We start from the raw sequence: 20,053 nt of genomic DNA, 5'->3' as shown, positions 1-20,053 counted from the left end.
GGTGGCAAACGCGGCATCGAGCCGACGCAGCAGGCGAGTATCCTGCTGCATCAACTCGACTCTGACGCTGCAACCGAATCCAGCCCCTCCGGCGCTGCAACCGATTCCGCATCCTCCGGCGCTGCAACCGATTCCGCTTCCTCTTGCGTCGATTCCGCGTCGGGCAGTTGATCTACCAGATATTCGGCGAGCCCTCCGATAGTCGGGTAGTCGAAGACCGCGGTCGCGTTGATGGTGAACTTGCCGCCGAACTGACTGTGCAGCCGGTTGCGTAGTTCGATCGCCATCAATGAATCCGTGCCCAGATCCAGGAACCGGCTGGTTGCGGCCGGCGGTTGCGCGAGTCGCAGGAAGTTCTGCACCTCGCGCTGAAGGAACTCGGTCACGAAACCGGCGCGCTGCGGCACCGGTATCTCCATCAGCTGCTTGAGCAACTCGCTGTCACCGGTCACCTCGCCGGCGGCACTGGGCAACACCAGGTCGAGAATCGGGGGACGCGAACTGCCCAGCACCTTTGCGGCACGTTGCCAGTTGGCTTTGATGACGGTTGCCTGGCCGGTTCCGTTGGCGACGATCTCGGCCAGCGCACTCAGCGCCGCCGAGGGTTCCAGCGGAATCAGGCCCTGCGCACTGATGTTGGCGGTCGCGGCGTCCGAAGAGGCCATGCCGCCTTGGGCCCAGGGACCGAAGTTCACACCGGTGGCAGGCAAGCCCTGCGCCCGTCTCTGCGCGACCAGACCGTCGAGCAACGCATTGGCAGTCGCGTAGTTGGACTGACCGGGCGACCCGAACAAGCTGGACACCGAGGAGGAAACGATGAAGAAGTCCAGGTCGTCGTCCTTGGTCAACTTGTCCAAGTGGCAGGCACCAAATGCCTTGGGAACCAAGGTTGTTCGGAATCGCTCCAGGGTCTGCGCAGACAGCAACGCATCGTCGAGCACCCCGGCCAAATGCGCCACTCCGGCCAGCGGCGGCAACTCCGCGCGGATCCGCGCCAACAGATTCGCAACCGCATCCTCGTCGCCGACATCGGCGGCGAAAACGTGGATCCGGCACTTGTAGCGCTCGGTGATCTCCTCGATCGACCGTTGCGCGTCCGCATCGGGCGCACGCCGGCTGGTCAAGACGATGTCACCGGCACCGAGTTGTGCCAGATACGACGCCGTGTGCAGGCCGATCGCACCGAGCCCGCCGGTGATCAGATAGCTCCGATCGGCTTGCGGCTGCAACGGACTCGGTATCTGCACCACGATCTTTCCGATGTGGCGCGCTTGCTGCATGCGGCGGAACGCGGCCCTGGCCTCGGTCAACGGATAGATCTCGGCGGGAAGTGGCGCCCACTCCCCTGCGTCCAGTCCCGCCGACACCTCAGTCAGCAAACCCCGAATACGTTCGGGCTCTTGGAAGGTCACTGTGTCCAGCGCCACGATCTCGTACGCGATGTCGGGCCGTGCCTGCGCCATCTGCTCTGGTGTCCAGATGTCACGCTTGGCGATCTCGGCGAACCGGCCATTGCGGGCGGTGGCCCGCACGGTCGCTTCGAGGAATCCCTCACTGGTCAGGCTATTGAGCACGACGTCGACGCCGGCGCCATTGGTGTCGGACAGTATCTGGTCGGCGAAATCCGTAGTGCGCGAATCGTAGACGTACTTCACGCCCAAGTTCCGCAGCGTTGCACGTTTGAAGGTGCTGGCGGTGGCGAAGACCGTGGCACCGCACTGCTGAGCCATCTGGATCGCGGCCAGTCCGACACCACCACTGGCGGCATGGATGAGCACCCGCTCACCGGGCCGCAGCTGCGCCCAGTCGAACGCGAGCCGCACCGTCAGCGCCGCGGCGGGGATTGTCGCCGCCTCGACCGCACTCACCCGCGATGGAATCGGCGCCACCAGCTGGGCAGGCACGTTGAACCGGCTGGAGAATGCGCCCTGCATGAAGCCGTAGACGCGCTGTCCGACCTCGAGTCCAGATACACCACTGCCCAATTGGGTGACGACACCGGCGAAGTCGCCGCCGATCGGCCCGGGGTCGCCCGGGTAAAGGCCGAGGACGTTGAGCACATCCCGGAAGTTGAGGCCTGCTGCTTCAACCCGGACCTGCACGTAGCCCACGTCCGGCGGCGACACCTCCGCCTCACTCAACCGCAGGTTGTCGATCGCGCCGCGCTCGGTGGGCGCCAGCACGTAATCGCCTGCGCGTGGCACGGTGAGATGACCGCTACGCGCCCACGGCAACAGCCGTGAGGCCAGCAGCTTCCCTTGTCGCAGAGCAATTTCCGGTTCGTCGACGGGTGTGGCCAACAGGCTGGCCAGCGCCTGTACCGCCTCCGGCGATCCGTCGCAGTCCACCAGTCTGCAGTGCAACGCCGGTTCCTCGTTGATCGTGGTGCGCCCGAACCCCCACATCGCCGCTTGCCCCGGATCGACCTGCTCGCCGGATTCGGTGGCCACCGCCCGCTCGGTGACGATCCACAGCCCGCCAGGCAATTTCACCTCACCGCGTTGCACAGTGTGCACTGCGCTGAGCAGGTTGGCGATCTCGGTCTCGACCCTCGCGGCGATGTCTGCGCTCGACTCCCCAGCGCTGGGGGCGCAGCTGCGCCACACAACGCCCGAGAATGGCAGCCCACGCCCGTGAGCCTGAGCCAGCAGCTGCCCCAACGGCTCCGAATCGGCTGCCCGATCGAACGGGATGCAGCCCGGCACGGTGGCGGCCAGCTCATCGAACCCGGCGATCAGCCAGGTCCCCGCGACGGCTTCGGGGCTGTCAGCCGGTGGCGGCACCTCGTGCCAGCCAAGGGTGTAGAGCAACCGGGTGGCGTCGCCGCCGAGGCCGCGTAGCAACGCCTCGCGGGGTGCACGTTTGACCGTGAACTCGCGAATTCCCCCGAGCTGGCGGCCATCCCGGTCGATGAAATCGAGGTCGAACACCTGGGTTTCGCTGTTGAGTTCGCTGCTGTGCCAACGCGCCCGGCAATAGAACCGCCGTGGCATCTTCTCCCGCAGCGTCACCTGGCCGTACCGCAACGGCAGGAATAGATCATTGACGCCTTGTTCGGCCGCGAGGAGGGCCGGGAAGGCCGGGAAGGCGACGCCGGTGCACAGGTCCATCAGCACCGGGTGCATCGGCTCGCTTCCGAGCTGTTCTGCGAGCTCCTCACCGACGAGGATGTCGCCGATCGCCTCACCCTCGCCGAGCCACAACGACTTCAGGGAGCCCGACCAGGTCGGCCCCCAGGCCAGCTCCAAGTCGGCGAAGGTCTCGAACAACTCCTGCGGACGCATCCGGTTCAGCCGCTCGACCGCTTCGTCGACCGGGTCGTCGTCGGACACCGACTCGTCATCGATTCCGGCGACGACCGTGCCCTCGGCATTCAACGACCATTCGGCGCCGCGGTCGCCGTACGGGCGGCTGTGCACCTGGAAGCTCGACTCCCCGTCACCGTCCAGCGGATGCAATGTCAGCTGCACCTCGCGGGAAGCCTTCTCGGGCAAGATGATCGGCTCGTAGAAGAAGACATCTTTCACCCGCGCCGGCGTACCGGCCGCGGCCAACGCCATCGCCGCATATGTCGCCCCGGGGACGACGACGGTTCCGTAGATGACGTGGTCGCAGAGCCATGGCTGGGATTTGACGGACAATCTGCTGGTGTAGACGGAGTCGCCGGAGGCGAGGTCTTTTGCGCTACCTAGGATTCCGGACACCGCGGGGCCGTCGACGGTGATGCCGGACGTCTTCGGCCAGAAGCGGCGGCGCTGGAACGGATAGGTGGGCAATTCGAGTCGGCGGCCGGGCGCACGATGCTGTGCGGCGAAATCGGGTCGGTGGCCACCAACGTAGGCCGCGGCGAGGGCATCGGCGATCTGACGCCGGTCGCCAACACCCTTGCGTAGCGAGATGATCGCGCGCGGCGCGGCCAGGTGCTCCGGCCAGACCTGGACCGCCGCGCCGGTCAACACCGGTTGCGGGCCGATCTCCATCACTACCGAGCATCCCAGTGCCGCCACGGTGCGCACACTCTCGGCGAACTGCACCGGCTGGCGGGAATGCCGCCGCCAATAACCCGCGTCGAGCGGCGTCTGCGCCGTGAGCACGGCGCCGGTGCGGTTGCATACCAACGGTAACGTCGGCGCCGCGAACTCCAACTGCGCTGCGTACGATTCGAATTCATCGAGCACCGGATCCAGCAGTTCCGAGTGGAAGGCATGGCTCGTCTCCAGCCAGGTGCAGCGAATCCCCTCGTCGGTGAACTTGGTGACTATCTGTTCTAGATCCTCACCCGGACCCGAGAGCACGGTGTTGGGTCCGTTGTAGGCACCGACTGACACTCGCGGAAATTCACCAGCGATCTCCTCGACGTGCTTAGCGTCGGTGAACACCGCCACCATTCGCCCGCCTTCGGGCAGGCTGCCGAACATCCGGCCGCGCTCGGCCATCAGCCGTGCGCCGTCCTCGAGGCTGAAGACTCCGGCGACGCATGCCGCCGCGTACTGGCCGACACTGTGCCCCAGCACCACATCGGGCTGGATGCCCCACGACTGCCACAGCCGGGCTAGACCCATCTCGATAGCGAATAACGCTGGCTGTGCAAATGACGTGTGCCGCAACACCTTTCCGACATCTCCATCGGTTTCACGATCGGTGGCGAACAGCACCTCCAGCAGCGGACGTGACAGCATGTCATCGACCGCCTCAGCGCAACGCGTCACGGTTTCGGCGAAAACCGGTTCGGTGTCGAACAATTCACGTGCCATCCCCGGATACTGGCTACCCTGGCCGGTGAACAGCCAAGCCGTCGTCGGGTGGTGGGCGTGCTCGCCACGCACCACACCTGGCCGCAGGCGATTCTCGGCCAGCTCGGCCAGTCCCTGGCGCGCGCTTTCGACCGAGTCCACGACCAGCGCGGCGCGATGCTCGAAATGCGAACGTCCCGTTCCGGCGGTGACGCATACGTCGGCCAGGTCCGCATCTGGGTGGGCGCCCAACCAGGTCTCATACCGCTGCGCCAACGCCACCAGCGCTTCGGGTGACCGCGCGGAAAGCGTTAGCACGCTTACCTGTTCAGGCCGGGCTTCGGCGGCCGACTCCGTCGCGACGTCGGAGGTGACGTGCTCGTCGGCGCGCGGCGATTCTGCCGGCGCCTCCTCGATCAGCACGTGCGCGTTCGTTCCGGTGAAACCGAAGGAACTCACGCCTGCACGCCGCGGCCTGCCGTTGGCCTGCCAGGGCGTCGCTTTGTCAACCACGCGCACCGGAAGCGAGTCCCACGGGATGTGCGGCGACGGGTTGTCGAAGTGCAGGCTTTGCGGCAACACCTCGTGCTGCAGTGACAACACAACCTTGATCAGACCCGCTGCCCCAGAGGCTGATTCGGTGTGACCGATGTTGGTCTTCACTGAGCCCATCAGCAGGGGCCGGGTCGCGTCACGCGAACCGCCATAAGCGGCTGCGGCCGCCTGGACCTCGATCGGGTCACCCAGCGGAGTACCCGTCCCATGTGCCTCGAGGTAGTCGACGTCGCCGCCCGCCAAACCGGCGCGGGCCAGTGCCGTCCCGATAAGCCGTTGCTGGGCACCACCGTTGGGGACGGTCAGCCCACTGGAAGCGCCATCCTGGTTCACCGCGCTGCCGGGAATGACCGCGCAGACCCGGTCGCCATCACGCTGCGCGTCGCTGAGTCGCTTGAGCACCAGGATTCCGCAGCCTTCACTGCGCACGTAGCCGTCGGCAGAGGCGTCGAAGGTCTTGCATCGCCCCACAGGAGAAAGCATCCTGGCGCGAGATGCCGCAACGACGGTTACCGGACTCAGCAAAACGTTCACGCCGCCGGCCAGCGCTAAGTCGCAGTCACCGGAGTGCAACGCCTGGCAGGCCTGATGGACCGCCACCAACGCCGAACTGCATGCGGTGTCGACGGCCACTGCCGGGCCTTCGAGCCCCAGCGCAAAGGCAACCCGACCGGAAATGGCATTGAGCGCATTGCCGGTGATGAAGTATGGCTCGATCTTGTCGATCGGTTCGGCGGACAGCAGATGCGCATACTCGTTGGCGGCCACCCCCGCGAAGACGCCGGTTCGGCTGCCGCGCAGCGCAGCTGGCGAGTAACCGGCGCGTTCCAGTCCCTCCCAAACCGTTTCGAGCATCAGTCGCTGCTGCGGCTCGATCCACACCGCCTCGCGCGGAGAGATGCCGAAGAATTCGGGGTCGAACCCGTCGATTTCGTCGATGAATCCGCCGTAGCGCGTGTAGGTCTTGCCCGGGGCATCAGGGTCCGGGTCATAGAATTCGTCGATGTCGAATCGGTCCTCCGGAACCTCCCGGATCGCATCGACGCCGCCGGAGAGCACCTCCCAGAATGCTTCTGGGTCGGGCGCACCGGGGAAACGGCACGACACCGCGACGATCGCGATCGGTTCGTCGGTACGCGTCGTGATCACCGGTGCCGGCCGAGACGTGGATGCCTGCTCGCTGAGCTCGAGCACCTCGCCAAGCAGGTAGTCGGCCACGTCGGACAGACGGGGGTGATCCATCACCAAGGTGATGGGAATCTCGCGGCCCACGCCGTGTTCGATGCGGCGCCGCAGCTCGACGGCCATCAGCGAGTCCATGCCGAGGTCGAAGAACCCCGCATCCTCGCGGATTTCCGTGACATCGACCCGCGTCACCTCTGCTACGGCGTCACGCAGGTGATCCGTCAGCAGCTTCTTACGCTGCTGCAGTGGGGCGTTCGTGAGTCGCTCGACCAGCTGGGTTTTCCCGGACGGCGTCATGACCGGCACCGCGTCGGGCACCTCGCGCTCCAACTCCGTCAGGAATGCCCGCCGGCCGGCCTGCTCGTAGAGCGGCAGGAAGCGGTCCCAGTCGATCCGGGCGACGACACCCTGCGCTGACGACGACATCGCCACGTCGGCCAGCCCCGCTAGCGCGTCGGCAGGCGACAACGTCCGGATCCCGCGCTGCTCGAGTCGCGCACGCGCCTGAGCGTCGGCCATCCCCGCCGACCAGGGACCGAAGTTGACGCTGGTCCCGGAGACCCCGCGCTCGCGCAGACGCCAGGCCAGCCCGTCCAGGAAAGCGTTGGCTGAAGCGTAGGCGGTTTGACCGAAGCCGCCCCATATCGAGGCGATCGAGGAGGTGCTGATGAAGAAGTCGAGCTTCAGATCGGCGGCAGCCTCACTCAAATGCCAAGCACCCCAAACCTTCCCCGCGAAGACGCGGTCTACTTCGGCTTCATGAGATTCGAAGTCCAGGTTGCTCAGTGCAGTGGTGCCGATCTCGCCCGCTGCGTGGACAATCCCGGCCAACGGCGGCAGCTCGGCCTGCACGCTGGCCAACAGGCGCGCGACGGCGTGTGCGTCGGCGACATCGGCAGTGACGATTCGGATGTCGCAGCCATGCAGTGCGGCCAGTGCGTCGATGCGCTGCTTTACGGCTTCGCCGGGTGCACGCCGACTGGTCAGGACCAGATTGCCAGCGCCGTGCGCGGCCAGGCATCCGGCGATCTCGAGTCCGATCGAACCCAGCCCGCCGGTGACCAGATACGTTGCGTCGCTGCGCAGTTCCAGCGGCGTACCGGTCGGCTGCCCGGCCCGTCGAATCAGTCTGGGCACATAGACCGATTGATCACGCAGCGCCATTTGGTCTTCGCGCGAGGCCGACTCGTGCGAAGTCGTGATTCGACCGATGAGCGCGGCCCACTCTTCGGCCGTGCCCTCCGCCAGATCTGCCAGTCCACCCCACAGCTGCGGATGCTCCAGCGACGCGGCGCGTCCGAAGCCCCACAAGGAGCTCTGATCCGGCGCCACCGAGTCCACGTCGGTGACTCGCTGTGCGCCACGGGTTACCAGCCAGATGGGGGCGCGCACGCCGGCGCTGACCGCCGCGCGGAAGAGCCGCCGCGTTCCGCCCATGATTTGGTGTTGCATCCGCAACAGCGACTGCATTGACGGCGCCGACTCGGAGTCGACCGCCGCGACGTGCACGATACGTAGCGACGAATGCTCTGCTGCCGCGGTGCGCAACGCATCCGCGAGCTGTTCCTCGTCGCCGTCGGACGCCGGTAACCCGATGAACCGGTGCTGCTGTCCACGTGTGGTGAGCGCGTCGGCCAACGGCCGAACCGCCGGCGAATCCTCACCGATGAGGATCCACGCATCTGCCTCGGCGACTTCCCCACTGGTGCGCCCAGTGGGGGCTTTCTCCCAGCAGACTTCGTAGCGGTCGTCCGTGATCGACTGGGTCGTCCGTTGCCGGTTGTGTTGTGCCGCAAGCTTGGTCAGCACCCGCAGGGTTTGATGATCGCCGCTCACGCCGTCGAGCAGGGCCGCGAGCTCCTCGATCCGACCGTCCTCGAGAAGGCGGACGGCTTCGGTACGTGGGCCGCCAAGTTGCTGCTGCTGGTTGGCGGGATCCTGATTGTCTCGGAACCAGTACTGACGGCGCTCGAACGGATAGGTGGGCAGGTCGAGTTTGCGCGCGTGCGCGTGCCGGAGGGCGGCGAACTCGGGTAGGTGGCCCAAGACATATGCGTCGGCTACGGCTTCGGTGATCTGCCGGTGGTCGGCGGTGTTTCGGCGCAGCGACGTTATCGCCCGCGGCGCGGTGGCGGGGTCAGGCCAGGCGCTAAGGGCCGCGGCAGTGAGCACCGGCCGTGGGCCGATCTCGAGCAACACCTTGCAATTCAGATCGGCAAGAGTTTGCACGCTCTTGGCAAACTCAACCGGTTGACGCGCGTGACGGCGCCAATAGGCGCCATCCAGCTTCACGCTCCGGCCGAGCGCGGCGCCGGTACGGTTGTCCACCAAAATTCGTTGTGGTGTACGGAAATTGAATCGTTCCGCATATGACTCGAATTCGTCCAGAATCGGATCCAGCAAGGCCGAGTGGAACGCGTGGCTGGTGTCCAGCCACTCGCACCGGACACCGTCGGCGGTCAGTCCAGCTATCGCCTTCTCCAGATCCCCTGCGGGCCCGGACAATACGGTGTTGGCGCCGTTGTAGGCGGCGACCGACAGGCTCGGGAACTCGTCGGCCAGGCGCTCAACTCGCTCGGCGGCGGTGAACACCGCGGCCATCCGCCCACCTGCAGGCAGGTTACCGAAGAGACGACCGCGTTCGGCGATCAGCAGTGCGCCGTCCTCGAGACCGAACACGCCCGCTACGCAGGCCGCCGAATACTGGCCGACACTGTGACCCAACACCACGTCAGGCTCGAAGCCCCACGACTGCCAGAGGCGGGCCAGGCCCATCTCCACCGCGAACAAGGCTGGCTGCGCGTAGGAGGTCTGCCGCAGAGCCGCTTCGCAGTCCGGGCTGTCCGCATCGAAAATCAGATCCAACAATGGCTTTTCGAGAATGGCAGCGACCGCGGCTGCGCAACGATTCAGTGTCTCGGCGAACACCGGCTCGGTGTCGTACAACTCACGGGCCATGCCGGGGTACTGGCTGCCTTGACCGGTGAACAGCCACGCCGTCTTCGGTGTGTCGTGAGATTCTCCGCGAAACAAGCCGGGTGCCGGGCGATCGTCCGCCAGTGCGCCAAGTAGCTCCATGGCGGATTCTCTCGAATTGACCACCAGCGCGGCGCGGTGCGCCAAGTGCGCTCGCCCCGACCCGGCGGTGAAGCACACGTCGGCCAGGGTGGCCTCCGGATGCGCGCTCAACCAGCTGCGGTACTCGTCTGCGAGCCGCACCAACGCGGCCGGCGTCCGCGCCGAGAGCGGAAGAATGCTGAACCGTCGGTCGCCGGGCTGTCCTACCGCAGCCGGCGCAGCGGCGGGTTGTTCGGCTTGCTCGGGGGCTTCTTCGAGAATGACGTGTGCGTTTGTCCCGGCGAACCCAAACGAGCTGATTCCCGCAATACGCCGCCGCCCGTTGCGTTCCCAGGCGGTGGCCTCCTTGACAACCTGTACCGCAAGCCGATCCCAGGGAATATGAGGCGACGGATTCTCAAAGTGAAGGTGCTGGGGCAGTAGCTCGTTCTCGAGCGACAGTATGACTTTGATCACGCCCGCGATACCCGCGGCTGCTTCGAGGTGTCCGATGTTCGTTTTCACCGAGCCCATCAGCAGCGGCTCGCTGGGTTCGCGTCCGGTGCCGAGCACCGCCCCCGCGGCCTGGGCCTCGATGGGGTCGCCCAGCGATGTCCCGGTGCCATGCGCTTCCAGGTACCCGACGTCGTGGGGTTCGAGGTCGGCGCGCTTCAGCGCGTCCGCGATGACCCTTTGCTGGGCAACGCCGTTCGGCACCGTCAAGCCACCCGATGCACCGTCCTGATTGATCGCGCTGCCGCGGATCACGGCCCGAATCCGGTCGCCGTCGCGAATCGCGTCCTCGAGACGCTTGACCACGATGACGCCGCATCCCTCGCCGCGCACATAGCCGTCCGCAGCGGCGTCGAATGTCTTGCACCGGCCGTCGGGCGCGAGCATGTGCGCGCTCGAGAACGTGATCATGGTCGCTGGGGTGAGCAGGACATTCGCACCACCAGCCAGCGCGAGGTCACATTCGCCCAGCCGCAGCGCTTGGCACGCCTGATGGATTGCCACCAGCGACGAACTGCACGCCGTGTCGACGGCCACCGACGGACCCTGCAGCCCCAATCGATAGCTGATCCGGCCCGCCGCCGCGGCATTCGATGTCCCGATGGCCATGTAGGCCTCGATCTCGGGGTAAGTCAGCTCGTCAGAGGCCATTCCCAGGTAGTCATGGGTGGCCAAACCGACGAAGACACCAGTGTTGGTGTTAGCCAGAGCCGTTGGTGCGGTGCCCGAATGCTCCACCGCGCGCCATGCCGTCTCCAGCAAGATCCGATGCTGCGGGTCCATCAACCTGACCTCGCGCGTCGACATGCCGAAGAACGGTGCGTCGAACCCGGTCACGTCGTCGACGAAACCCGCACGCCGGGTCACGACCTTGCCGGGCGCACCCGGTTCAGGATCGAAGAATTCGTCGACATCCCACCGGTCCTGCGGCACCTCCGATATCGCATCCCGGCCCTGGCTCAGCACATCCCAGAACTCGTCAGCATCCGCCGCTCCGGGAAAACGCGCCGCGTAACCGACTATCGCAAAACCCGATGCCGGCTCCCTCAGATCTTCGGCGGATGCCATGCGTTTGTCCTCCCTGCCTTGGCCGATCAAGAATCGATCTCCTCGGGCGGCCCAGTTGCGCTTTCAGAATCATCTTCTGAAGGCTGGCACCGCAATTGCGGAGCCCGCGCACGCAACGACAGCCAGTGCGACTGCCGCCCCTCGTCCCCCGTCCGGCCGTTCGATCACCACAACGGCCTGCCGGATCCGTCCGCGAGTGTATACGGTGGTTCGCGCATGCCTGCGGCGGCGATCGCCGGGAGGGTTATCTTGGTGGCGCCGCCGGGGTGGGCGGATCGGAGCCTTCAAACCAAGGGGGAAGTCGTTTTGCACATCGGGAAGATCACGGTCGGCGCTCTCGATGATTGGTCGCTAACCCCAAGTTCGGTCACCTCATGGCACCCGACGGCCGCGGCCACCGAGAAGGCCCGACAAGCGCCGGTCAGTCCCGTACCGGTCAGCTACATGCAGGGCCAGCACCTGCGAAACTACTGCGAACGGACGGCCGCGGGGCTGAGCTTTTCCAGGCAAATCATCGCTACCTGCGAACTTCCTGGGAATTGCGACGTCGCCGCCATGAACCACGCCGTCAACGCATACCTGCGTCGGCATGACACGTTCCGCAGTTGGTTCGAGCACACCGGTGACTCAGAGTTCGTCCGGCACACCATCAGCGATCCCGCTGACATTGAATTCACGCCGATCGCCCATGGCCACATGACGGTCGACGAGATACACGCTCATGTCGTGGCCATCCCGAGTCCGCTGGAGTGGGGCTGCTTCACCTTCGGGGTCATCCAAAGTGAGAGCAACTTCACGTTCTTTGCCGCCATGGATCACGTGCACGGAGACGCGACGTTGATCGGCACCACGATGATGGAGGCCAACGGCATGTATACGGCGTTGAGTGGGGGCGGTGACGCCCTTGTACTTCCCGATGCCGGCAGCTTCGATGATTTCTGTACCCGCGAACGCGAGTCCACGTCGGCGTTGACCGTAGATTCCCCCGAGGTGCGCGGGTGGATCGAATTCGCCGAGAACAACAATGGCGGTTTCCCTGAATTCCCACTGCCACTGGGTAACCCGTTGGAGTCGTGCAGCAGTCAGATGGCCTCCGAACTTCTGATGGACGCCGCACAGACGGAGCGATTCGAGGCGGCCTGCACCGCAGCCGGCGCGCGATTTGTCGGCGGCCTGTTCGCCTGCTTCGCCCTGCTGGAACATGAATTCACCGGAGCTCTTACGTATTACGGGCTTACGCCCAGAGATTCCCGCACCGGCGCGGACAATTTCATGACTCAGGGTTGGTTCACCGGGTTGATTCCGATCACGGTGCCCATTGCCGCGGCCTCTTTCGGCGATGCGGCATGGGCAGCCCAGGCCTCCTTCGATTCGGCGTTGGACATGGCGAGGGTGCCCTATTATCGCGTGTTGGAATTGGCGCCATGGTTGAGCTGGCCACGGCCAAACTTTCCGGTATCGAACTTCTTTCATGGCGGCGCGGCCCCACTCAACGCGATTCTTGCCGCGGCCGACCTGGGGCTTGCGAATAATATCGGCATTTATCCTGACGGCCGGTATTCATATCAGCTGACCATTTACATATTCCGGTACGGGGAGGGCACGGTCATGGCGATCATGCATCCCGACAACCCGGTCGCACAGAAATCAGTCAGCCGTTACATGGCGGCGATGAAATCCGTGTGCGGACGAGTCGCTGGTAGCGGACATTGGGGACGCGTTGCGTAGCGTGGAGTACGCCGATGCGGTTGATAGCGCGTCGGCGAGCGTCGCCGGCGGGCGCACCCCAATGCGCCGACCAAGGGCGAGGGCGATATGCGACGGCTAGCCGATTTCGTGGTGCGGTGGCCATGGGCAGTAATCGGGCTCTGGGTCGCGATTGCCGTCGCGCTGCCACTGACACTGCCCTCGCTGGGCGAGATGGCTCAGAAGCATCCACTGGCCATCTTGCCCAGCGATGCACCGTCGAGCGTCACCGCCCGAAAGATGACCGAGGCGTTTCACGAATCGGGGTCAGAAGACCTCATGCTGGTGGTCCTGACCAACGACAAGGGCCTCAACCCCGCCGACGAAGCCACCTACCGCAAACTCGTGGACGCGCTGCACCAGGACACGCGAGATGTCCTGATGGTGCAGGATTTTCTCAGCACGCCGCCCCTGCGTTCCGTCGTGACCAGCAAGGATCACAAAGCGTGGGTGGTGCCGATCGGTGTTGCGGGCGAGCTGGGCACGCCAGCGTCGTACGAGGCTTTCAACCGGATCAGCGACATCGTCAAGCACAACGTGACCGGAACTTCCCTGACGGCAAACGTCACCGGTCCCGCTGCTACCGTCGCCGACCTCACGGTCGCGGGCGATCAGGATCGACTCCCGATTGAGCTGGCGATCGCCGTTCTGGTGCTCATCGTCCTGCTGGTGATTTACCGCAGCGCGGTCACCATGCTGCTGCCGTTGCTGACGGTCGGGATATCCCTGGTGATCGCGCAGGCGGTGGTGGCAGGCTACTCGCAGCTGACCGGCTCTGGCGTCTCGAATCAGTCCATCGTATTTCTGAGCGCCATAATGGCCGGCGCCGGAACCGATTACGCGGTCTTTCTGATCAGCCGCTATCACGACTATTTGCGGTCGGGCGCGGATTTCGATAAGGCGATCAAGCGCGCAATGATTTCGATCGGAAAAGTAATCGGCGCATCCGCGGCCACCGTCGGAATCACTTTTCTGCTCATAAGTTTCGCCCAAATGGGAGTGTTCAAAACAGTCGGAGCGGCCTCCGCGATCGGGATCGGCGTGGCATTCCTCGCCGCGGTGACGTTGCTGCCGGCAATTCTGGTGCTCGCGGGGCCACGTGGCTGGGTCAAGCCTCGGCGCGAACTGACCGCTCGGTTCTGGCGGCGTTCGGGCATACGCATCGTGCGCCGGCCCAAAGCCAATCTCGTTGCCAGTGTGCTGGTGCTGATCATCCTGGCCAGCTGTGCGGGCTTGGTGCGGTACAACTACGACGATCGCAAGGCCTTGCCGTCGTCTGCTCCGAGCTCCGCCGGATATACGGCCCTAGATCGCCATTTCCCGGTGAATCAATCGATTCCGGAGTACATCCTGATCCAATCGCCGCATGACCTTCGCACGCCGAAGGCACTCGCAGACCTGGAACAGATGGCGGACCGAGTCAGCCAGCTGCCGAATATCGCTGCAGTGAGCGGCATTACGCGTCCCACCGGAAATGTGCCGGAGCAATTCCGCGCCACCTATCAGGCGGGCGCTATCGGCACCCTGCTGGCCGGCGGGTCGACCATGATCAACGATCACACCAGTGACCTCAACCGGCTGGTCGCAGGGGCCGGCACGATGGCCAACAGCCTCGGCGATGTCCGGGGCCAGATCGCCCAGCTCGCCGCCAGCGTGCAGGAACTGGACAATGCCTTCTCGTCGGCGAAGAGCCAGTACAGCGGAGACGCTCTGGTCAAAGAGGTCGACATCGCGGCCCAGCTCGTCGACCATGTCAACGCGCTCAGCAATGCCATGGGCTGGAACTTCTCAGCGGCCAAGAACATCTTCGCCTGGATAGGCCCGGTGCTGATGGCGCTACAGGGTAACCCGATATGCGATGCCGATGCGTCGTGCAGCTCCACCCGCGGGACATTCGAGCAGCTGGTCGGTTCACGCGATCAAGCAGACCTCGACGCGATCAACGAGTTGGCCCACCAACTGCAGGACTACCCGGACAAAAAGGCGCTCAAAGCGTCGACGGACCGCCTGCGTGCTGCCTTGGGGAAGCTCACCAAGGTGCTGCACTCAATGGGGATGGACAAACCCGGCGGCCTGCAGGCGAATTTGAACAGCATGCAAGATGGCGCAAACCGACTCGCCGGTGGAAGCCGACAAGTTGCCGATGCCGTGGCTCAACTCGTCGACCAGGTCAAACAGCTCGGCGCCGGGCTCAGTGAGTCAGCGGCATTTCTGTTGTCGCTCAAACGTGACGCGGCACAACCGGCGATGGCCGGGTTCAATATCCCGCCCCAGCTGCTGCATCTAGAGGAGTTCCAAAAGGCAGCCAAGGTATTCATTTCGCCAGACGGCCACTCGGTGCGGTATTTGGTTCAGACCAAACTGAATCCGTTCAGCACCGAAGCGATGGACCAGGTCAACGCGATCAGTGCGGCGGCGCGGGGAGCGCAACCGAATACCGCGCTATCCGACGCCTCGATCTCCATGGCGGGATACACCGTTGGCCTCAAGGACACCCGCGACTACTACCAACACGACATCCGGTTCATCATCGCGGTAACCCTGCTCGTCGTGCTGGTGACCTTGATCGCGTTGCTGCGTGCGATTGTGGCGCCGCTGTATCTGGTTGCCTCTGTAGTCATTTCGTATTTGTCAGCGGTGGGTATTGGCGTACTGGTATTTCAGTACATGCTGAGCCAGCAGTTGCATTGGAGCGTGCCCCCGCTGGCATTCGTGGTGTTGGTCGCGGTGGGAGCCGACTACAACATGCTGCTCGTCTCGCGAATGCGTGAGGAGTCTCCCCACAGCATGCGCTACAGCATCATTCGCACCCTGGGTTCGACAGGCGGCGTGATCACCGCGGCAGGTCTGATCTTCGCTGCATCGATGTGCGGTCTCTTGTTCTCCAGCATCGGCACCGTGGTCCAGGGCGGTTTCGTGATCGGCGTGGGAATTTTGCTGGACACCTTCTTGGTGCGCACCATCACGGTTCCCGCGATCGCCGCGCTGGTCGGACGGGCAAACTGGTGGCCGTCCCGAATGAGCGTGCGGCCCGCACCGGTCCGACGCGCCGAGCCGCAACCCAATTAGCGCGCACCCATGACGTATGTGAGACTACGAGGCGAATCCGAGCGGGCAGGATTAGGAATGAAGAAGCTATTCGCGAGAGTCACGGCACTGGTAACCGTCAGCGCCACAGCATGTTTCGGGGTTGGAACCGCCTCGGCCGACGACACACCCATCGGCGGGCCGCCGACTCCGGGAGCACCGGGTGACCAGACCGCATTCGCTCTCGGGGGCGCTCACGTTCTGGGCATCCCCTACGACGAATACATCCGCCAGGAGGGCGCCCAATGGTTCCCCGGCCAGAAGCGGGAAATCGTTCGCTACCCGGCGGGTCAGGTTCAGGGCCACGTGCTGGAACGACTCTTCCCGGGCATCGGCCGATTCGATGAACTCTTCCCGGGCCTGGGCCTGGACGGCCCCAGCGTGGGTGAGTCGGTCGACGAGGGAGTCAACAACCTCGATGCCGCGATCCGCGCCGGTCGACCCGGTACGGCGATCGGTCTGTCTGAGGGCGGGTTCGTGGTCGATGGCGAGCAGGCTCGGCTGGCGAATGACCCGACCGCTCCCCCGCCAGACAAGCTGAACTTCGCCACATTCGGCGACCCGATTGGGCGTCACGCCTTTGGGCAGAGCTTCCTGACCGCCATGTTCCCGGTCGGCAGCGTGGTTCCGGCACTCGACTACACCATGCCACCGCCGTACGAGAGCCAGTACGACACAAACAGATTCGTGGCCGCGTACGACTCGATCGCGGACTTCCCCGACCGACCGGACAACATGTTCGCCCTCGCCAACACGCTCCTAGGTCTGGCCACGGGTCACACCGCGGTGGCCTTCACGAACCCGAGCATGGTGCCGCCACAGAACATCAGGACGACCATCAACTCCCGGGGCGCGAAAGACACCACGATCATGGTCCCGGAGCAGCACCTTCCGCTGGTCATGCCGCTGAAATACGTCGGGATTGACGAAGACACGCTGAATAAGCTGGACGCAATCCTGATTCCCCGGGTGAACGCGGGCTACGCGCGAAACGACGACCCGTCGACCGCTCCCATTCAGGTGGACCCGGTGCACGGCTTCGACCCAGCGGAAGTCACCGCGCCGGCCAACCAGGCGACGTTCGGCGGCGGCGCCGACCCGCTTTCACAAATCCTCAGCGGTGCCACGTCCGTGTTGTCCCATGGCACCGGCTAGACCGCACGCATATGTCTTCGTCATCGATTCTCTCCATACTGCACGGGCGCGCCAGCCTGCGACCGCACGACGTCGCGTACACATTTACCAATTACGAGGACGACGCCGACGGCGTCTCCGAGAGCCTCACCTGGTCGCAGATATCCCGCCGAACACTCAATGCGGCAACCGAACTCGGCCCGCACGGGTCAGTCGGCGACAGGGCGGCAATCCTCGCGCCGCAAGGCCTTGACTACATTGCGGCGTTCCTGGGATCCATGCAAGCTGGCCTCATCGCCGTTCCGCTTCCGCTGCCGCATCCCGGCTCGAACAATGAGCGGGTGGGTGCGGTCCTCGCCGATACGTCGCCGTCGGTTGTTCTCACTACGTCCGCGGTCGCCCAGGATGTCGCCGAGTATGTCGATCAAGCCCGCATGAACGATGTTCCAAAGATCATCGAAATCGATTCGATGAATCTGGACGTCGATCGCCAAACAAGCGTTCCGACGGGTGATTTACCCAACATCGCGTATTTGCAATACAGCTCAGGCTCGACCCGAACGCCGACCGGCGTGATGCTCTCGCACCGAAATCTCGAAGTGAATTTCGAGCAACTGATGCGCAGCTTCTTCGCGAACTCGGGAACCAACATCCCGTCCGAAGCCACGATCGTGTCATGGTTGCCCTTTTACCACGACATGGGTTTGGTGCTGGGAGTCTGCGCCCCAATCTTAAGTGGCCATCGTGCCGCGCTGACCAGTCCGGTCGGGTTCTTGGCGCGGCCGGCCAGGTGGGTGCGTGCGCTGGCGGAAAATCCCCACACATGGTCGTCCGCACCCAACTTCGCCTTTGACTTGGCCGCCCGCAAGACCACCGACAAAGACTTGGCCGGACTTGACCTCGGCGGTGTGCTGGGAATCATCAGCGGCGCCGAACGTGTCGAGCCGGCCACCTTGAATCGCTTCGTGGATCGGTTTGCGCACTTCAATTTTCGGGACCGCATGATGCGCCCGTCCTACGGCATGGCGGAGGCCACGGTCTTCGTGGCGACCGGCACCTGGAGTGAATCGTCGCCGGCGGGCCACTTCGATGCCGAAGCGCTCGGCGCAGGCCGCGTCGAGCCTTGCGCAACCGGGAAAGGCACGGCACTGGTCAAATACCAAGTGCCGCAATCCCCCACGCTGCGGATCGTCGACAGTGAGACGAATCGCGAATGCCCACCGAACTCGATCGGTGAAATCTGGGTGCATGGCGAGAATGTCGCCGACGGCTATTGGCGCAAACCGCCATCCGAGCAGCGATGCTTCGGCGCAACACTTGTCGACCCGTCGCCCGGCACGCCTGACGGGCCGTGGTTGCGCACCGGCGACCTCGGTTTCATCCACTCCGGTGAGTTGTTCATCGTCGGCCGCATCAAGGATGTGCTGATCATTCGCGGGCGCAATTACTATCCCGAGGACATCGAGGCGACGGTCCAAGAGATCGCGCGTGGCCGGGTCGCGGCCATTTCGGTTGCGGCGAACGGTACCGAGCAGCTGGTCACCATCATCGAGCTCAAGACGCGCGGCGATTCCGACGAGGAGGCAAGGCGCTGGCTGGCTAAGGTCAAGAGCGACGTCACCTCCGCGATCTCCAATGCGCACGGCCTGAATGTCGGGGATCTCGTTCTGGTAGCTCCCGGGTCGATACCGACCACCACGAGCGGCAAGATTCGACGCGCCGCCTGTGTCGAGCAGTACCGGCAGCACCAATTCGTCCGGTTGGACGCCTAGGCCTCGCACACGCACGAATAGCGCCCTTCGCATAATGGTTCCAATTGCACCGGCAAAGGAGCCACGATGAGCACAGCCAGCACAGATCGTCCGCTACGCGTTATCCAGTGGACAACCGGGAACATCGGGCGGCGGTCGCTGCACGCGATCATCGGCAGACCCGACATGGAGCTGGTGGGGGTCTACGCACACGGGGCGGACAAGGTCGGGCTCGATGCCGCAGAGCTTTCCGGCTGGCCCGAGCCGACCGGCGTGCAGGCCACCAACGACATCGACGTACTAGTCGCGCTGGGCGCCGACGCCTGTTGCTATAACCCGTTGTGGCCCAACATCGACGAATTGGTGCGGCTGCTGGAGTCAGGCGTCAACGTGTGCACCAGCGCGGCCTGGATCACCGGCGGCAAACAAACGCCGCAGGACCGCAAACGCATCGAGGACGCCTGCCAGAGAGGCAATTCGACGATCTTCGGCAGTGGCGCGCATCCCGGCATGACGAACATGGTCGGCATGGTGCTGTCCGCCTCCTGCGAGCGCGTCGACGAGATCCGGATCACCGAGTCGGTGGATTGCTCGACCTACGAATCCGCGGAAACCCAGACGGCGATGGGGTTCTCGCAAGACCCGGACACACCGGGACTCGCGGACAATGTGCGGCGGGAAAGCGAAGTCTTCGCCGAGTCCGCGGCGATGATGGCCGACGCGATCGGCGCCAAGCTGGACAAGATGACCTTCGACGTCACGTTCACCGCGGCCACCGGCGACTCCGATCTGGGCTTTATGAAGATCCCCGCGGGCACCGTTGGCGGCGTGTACGGCTTCCACCGCGGCTGGGAAGGCGACCGCAACGTCGTCAGCGTCGGATTCAACTGGACCATGGGTAACCACGTCGTCCCACCCAAGCCCCTCGAGCATGGCCACGTCATTCAGGTCTTCGGAATGCCCAACATGCGGACCGTCCTGCATTGCCTGCCACCGAAGGATTGGACGGAACCCGGGTTCATGGGACTCGGCATGATCTACACCGCGATGCCGGTCACCAACGCGGTCCCCGGAGTGGTGGCCGCCATACCCGGGATTGTCACCCTTGCCGACTTGCCCCCGGTCACCGGCCGCCTGGCGCGCTAGCCATATGGCGTTGGCCACGACCCGAGCACCCCGGAGGAACGTTTCCGTCCTCTAAGGTTTAGAGTACTTAGCCGAGCA

At 64.6% G+C, this 20,053-nt stretch carries 6 protein-coding genes; 5 read left to right on the top strand and 1 reads right to left on the bottom strand.

Features of this window, described 5'->3' with window-relative positions:
• Window positions 1–50: 50 nt before the first annotated feature.
• Window positions 51–11,111, bottom strand: a complete 11,061-nt coding sequence (locus H7K34_RS00370) for a type I polyketide synthase (protein ID WP_264058613.1) — start codon at window positions 11,109–11,111, stop codon at window positions 51–53.
• A gap of 306 nt (window positions 11,112–11,417) precedes the next feature.
• Between H7K34_RS00370 and H7K34_RS00365 the strand changes: the two genes are divergently transcribed.
• The 5 genes from H7K34_RS00365 (at window position 11,418) to H7K34_RS00345 (ending at window position 19,975) form a co-directional block, all read left to right on the top strand.
• A complete protein-coding gene (locus tag H7K34_RS00365) occupies window positions 11,418–12,839 on the top strand; it encodes a condensation domain-containing protein (protein ID WP_264058775.1) in 1,422 nt (473 codons plus the stop codon).
• Window positions 12,840–12,926: 87 nt separating this feature from the next.
• The gene (locus H7K34_RS00360) at window positions 12,927–15,926 is read left to right on the top strand and encodes an MMPL/RND family transporter (protein ID WP_264058611.1); all 3,000 of its coding nucleotides are present in this window, start codon (window positions 12,927–12,929) and stop codon (window positions 15,924–15,926) included.
• A 57-nt stretch (window positions 15,927–15,983) separates the two neighbouring features.
• Window positions 15,984–17,099 (top strand): acyltransferase PE, encoded by a 1,116-nt coding sequence (pe, locus tag H7K34_RS00355; RefSeq protein WP_108925459.1) that lies wholly within the window; start codon window positions 15,984–15,986, stop codon window positions 17,097–17,099.
• A gap of 11 nt (window positions 17,100–17,110) precedes the next feature.
• Window positions 17,111–18,850, top strand: a complete 1,740-nt coding sequence (locus H7K34_RS00350; RefSeq protein ID WP_264058603.1) for an AMP-binding protein — start codon at window positions 17,111–17,113, stop codon at window positions 18,848–18,850.
• Between the two features lie 66 nt (window positions 18,851–18,916).
• Window positions 18,917–19,975: an NAD(P)H-dependent amine dehydrogenase family protein gene (locus H7K34_RS00345; protein ID WP_264058601.1), complete on the top strand. Its 1,059-nt coding sequence runs from the start codon at window positions 18,917–18,919 to the stop codon at window positions 19,973–19,975.
• The last annotated feature ends 78 nt before the right edge of the window (window positions 19,976–20,053 follow it).

The organism is Mycobacterium montefiorense (genome assembly GCF_025823255.1).
In the GTDB taxonomy this organism is placed as follows: Bacteria; Actinomycetota; Actinomycetes; order Mycobacteriales; family Mycobacteriaceae; genus Mycobacterium; species Mycobacterium montefiorense.
Note: the sequence above shows the minus strand (reverse complement) of the source record. Positions and strands in the feature narration are given on the sequence as shown.

Bases quoted from the DNA above. Each gene is read 5' to 3' on its own strand.
- H7K34_RS00370 (WP_264058613.1), bottom strand. From the start codon at position 11,111: ATGGCATCCGCCGAAGATCTGAGGGAGCCGGCATCGGGTTTTGCGATA.
- H7K34_RS00360 (WP_264058611.1), top strand. From the start codon at position 12,927: ATGCGACGGCTAGCCGATTTCGTGGTGCGGTGGCCATGGGCAGTAATC.
- pe (WP_108925459.1), top strand. From the start codon at position 15,984: ATGAAGAAGCTATTCGCGAGAGTCACGGCACTGGTAACCGTCAGCGCC.
- H7K34_RS00350 (WP_264058603.1), top strand. From the start codon at position 17,111: ATGTCTTCGTCATCGATTCTCTCCATACTGCACGGGCGCGCCAGCCTG.
- H7K34_RS00345 (WP_264058601.1), top strand. From the start codon at position 18,917: ATGAGCACAGCCAGCACAGATCGTCCGCTACGCGTTATCCAGTGGACA.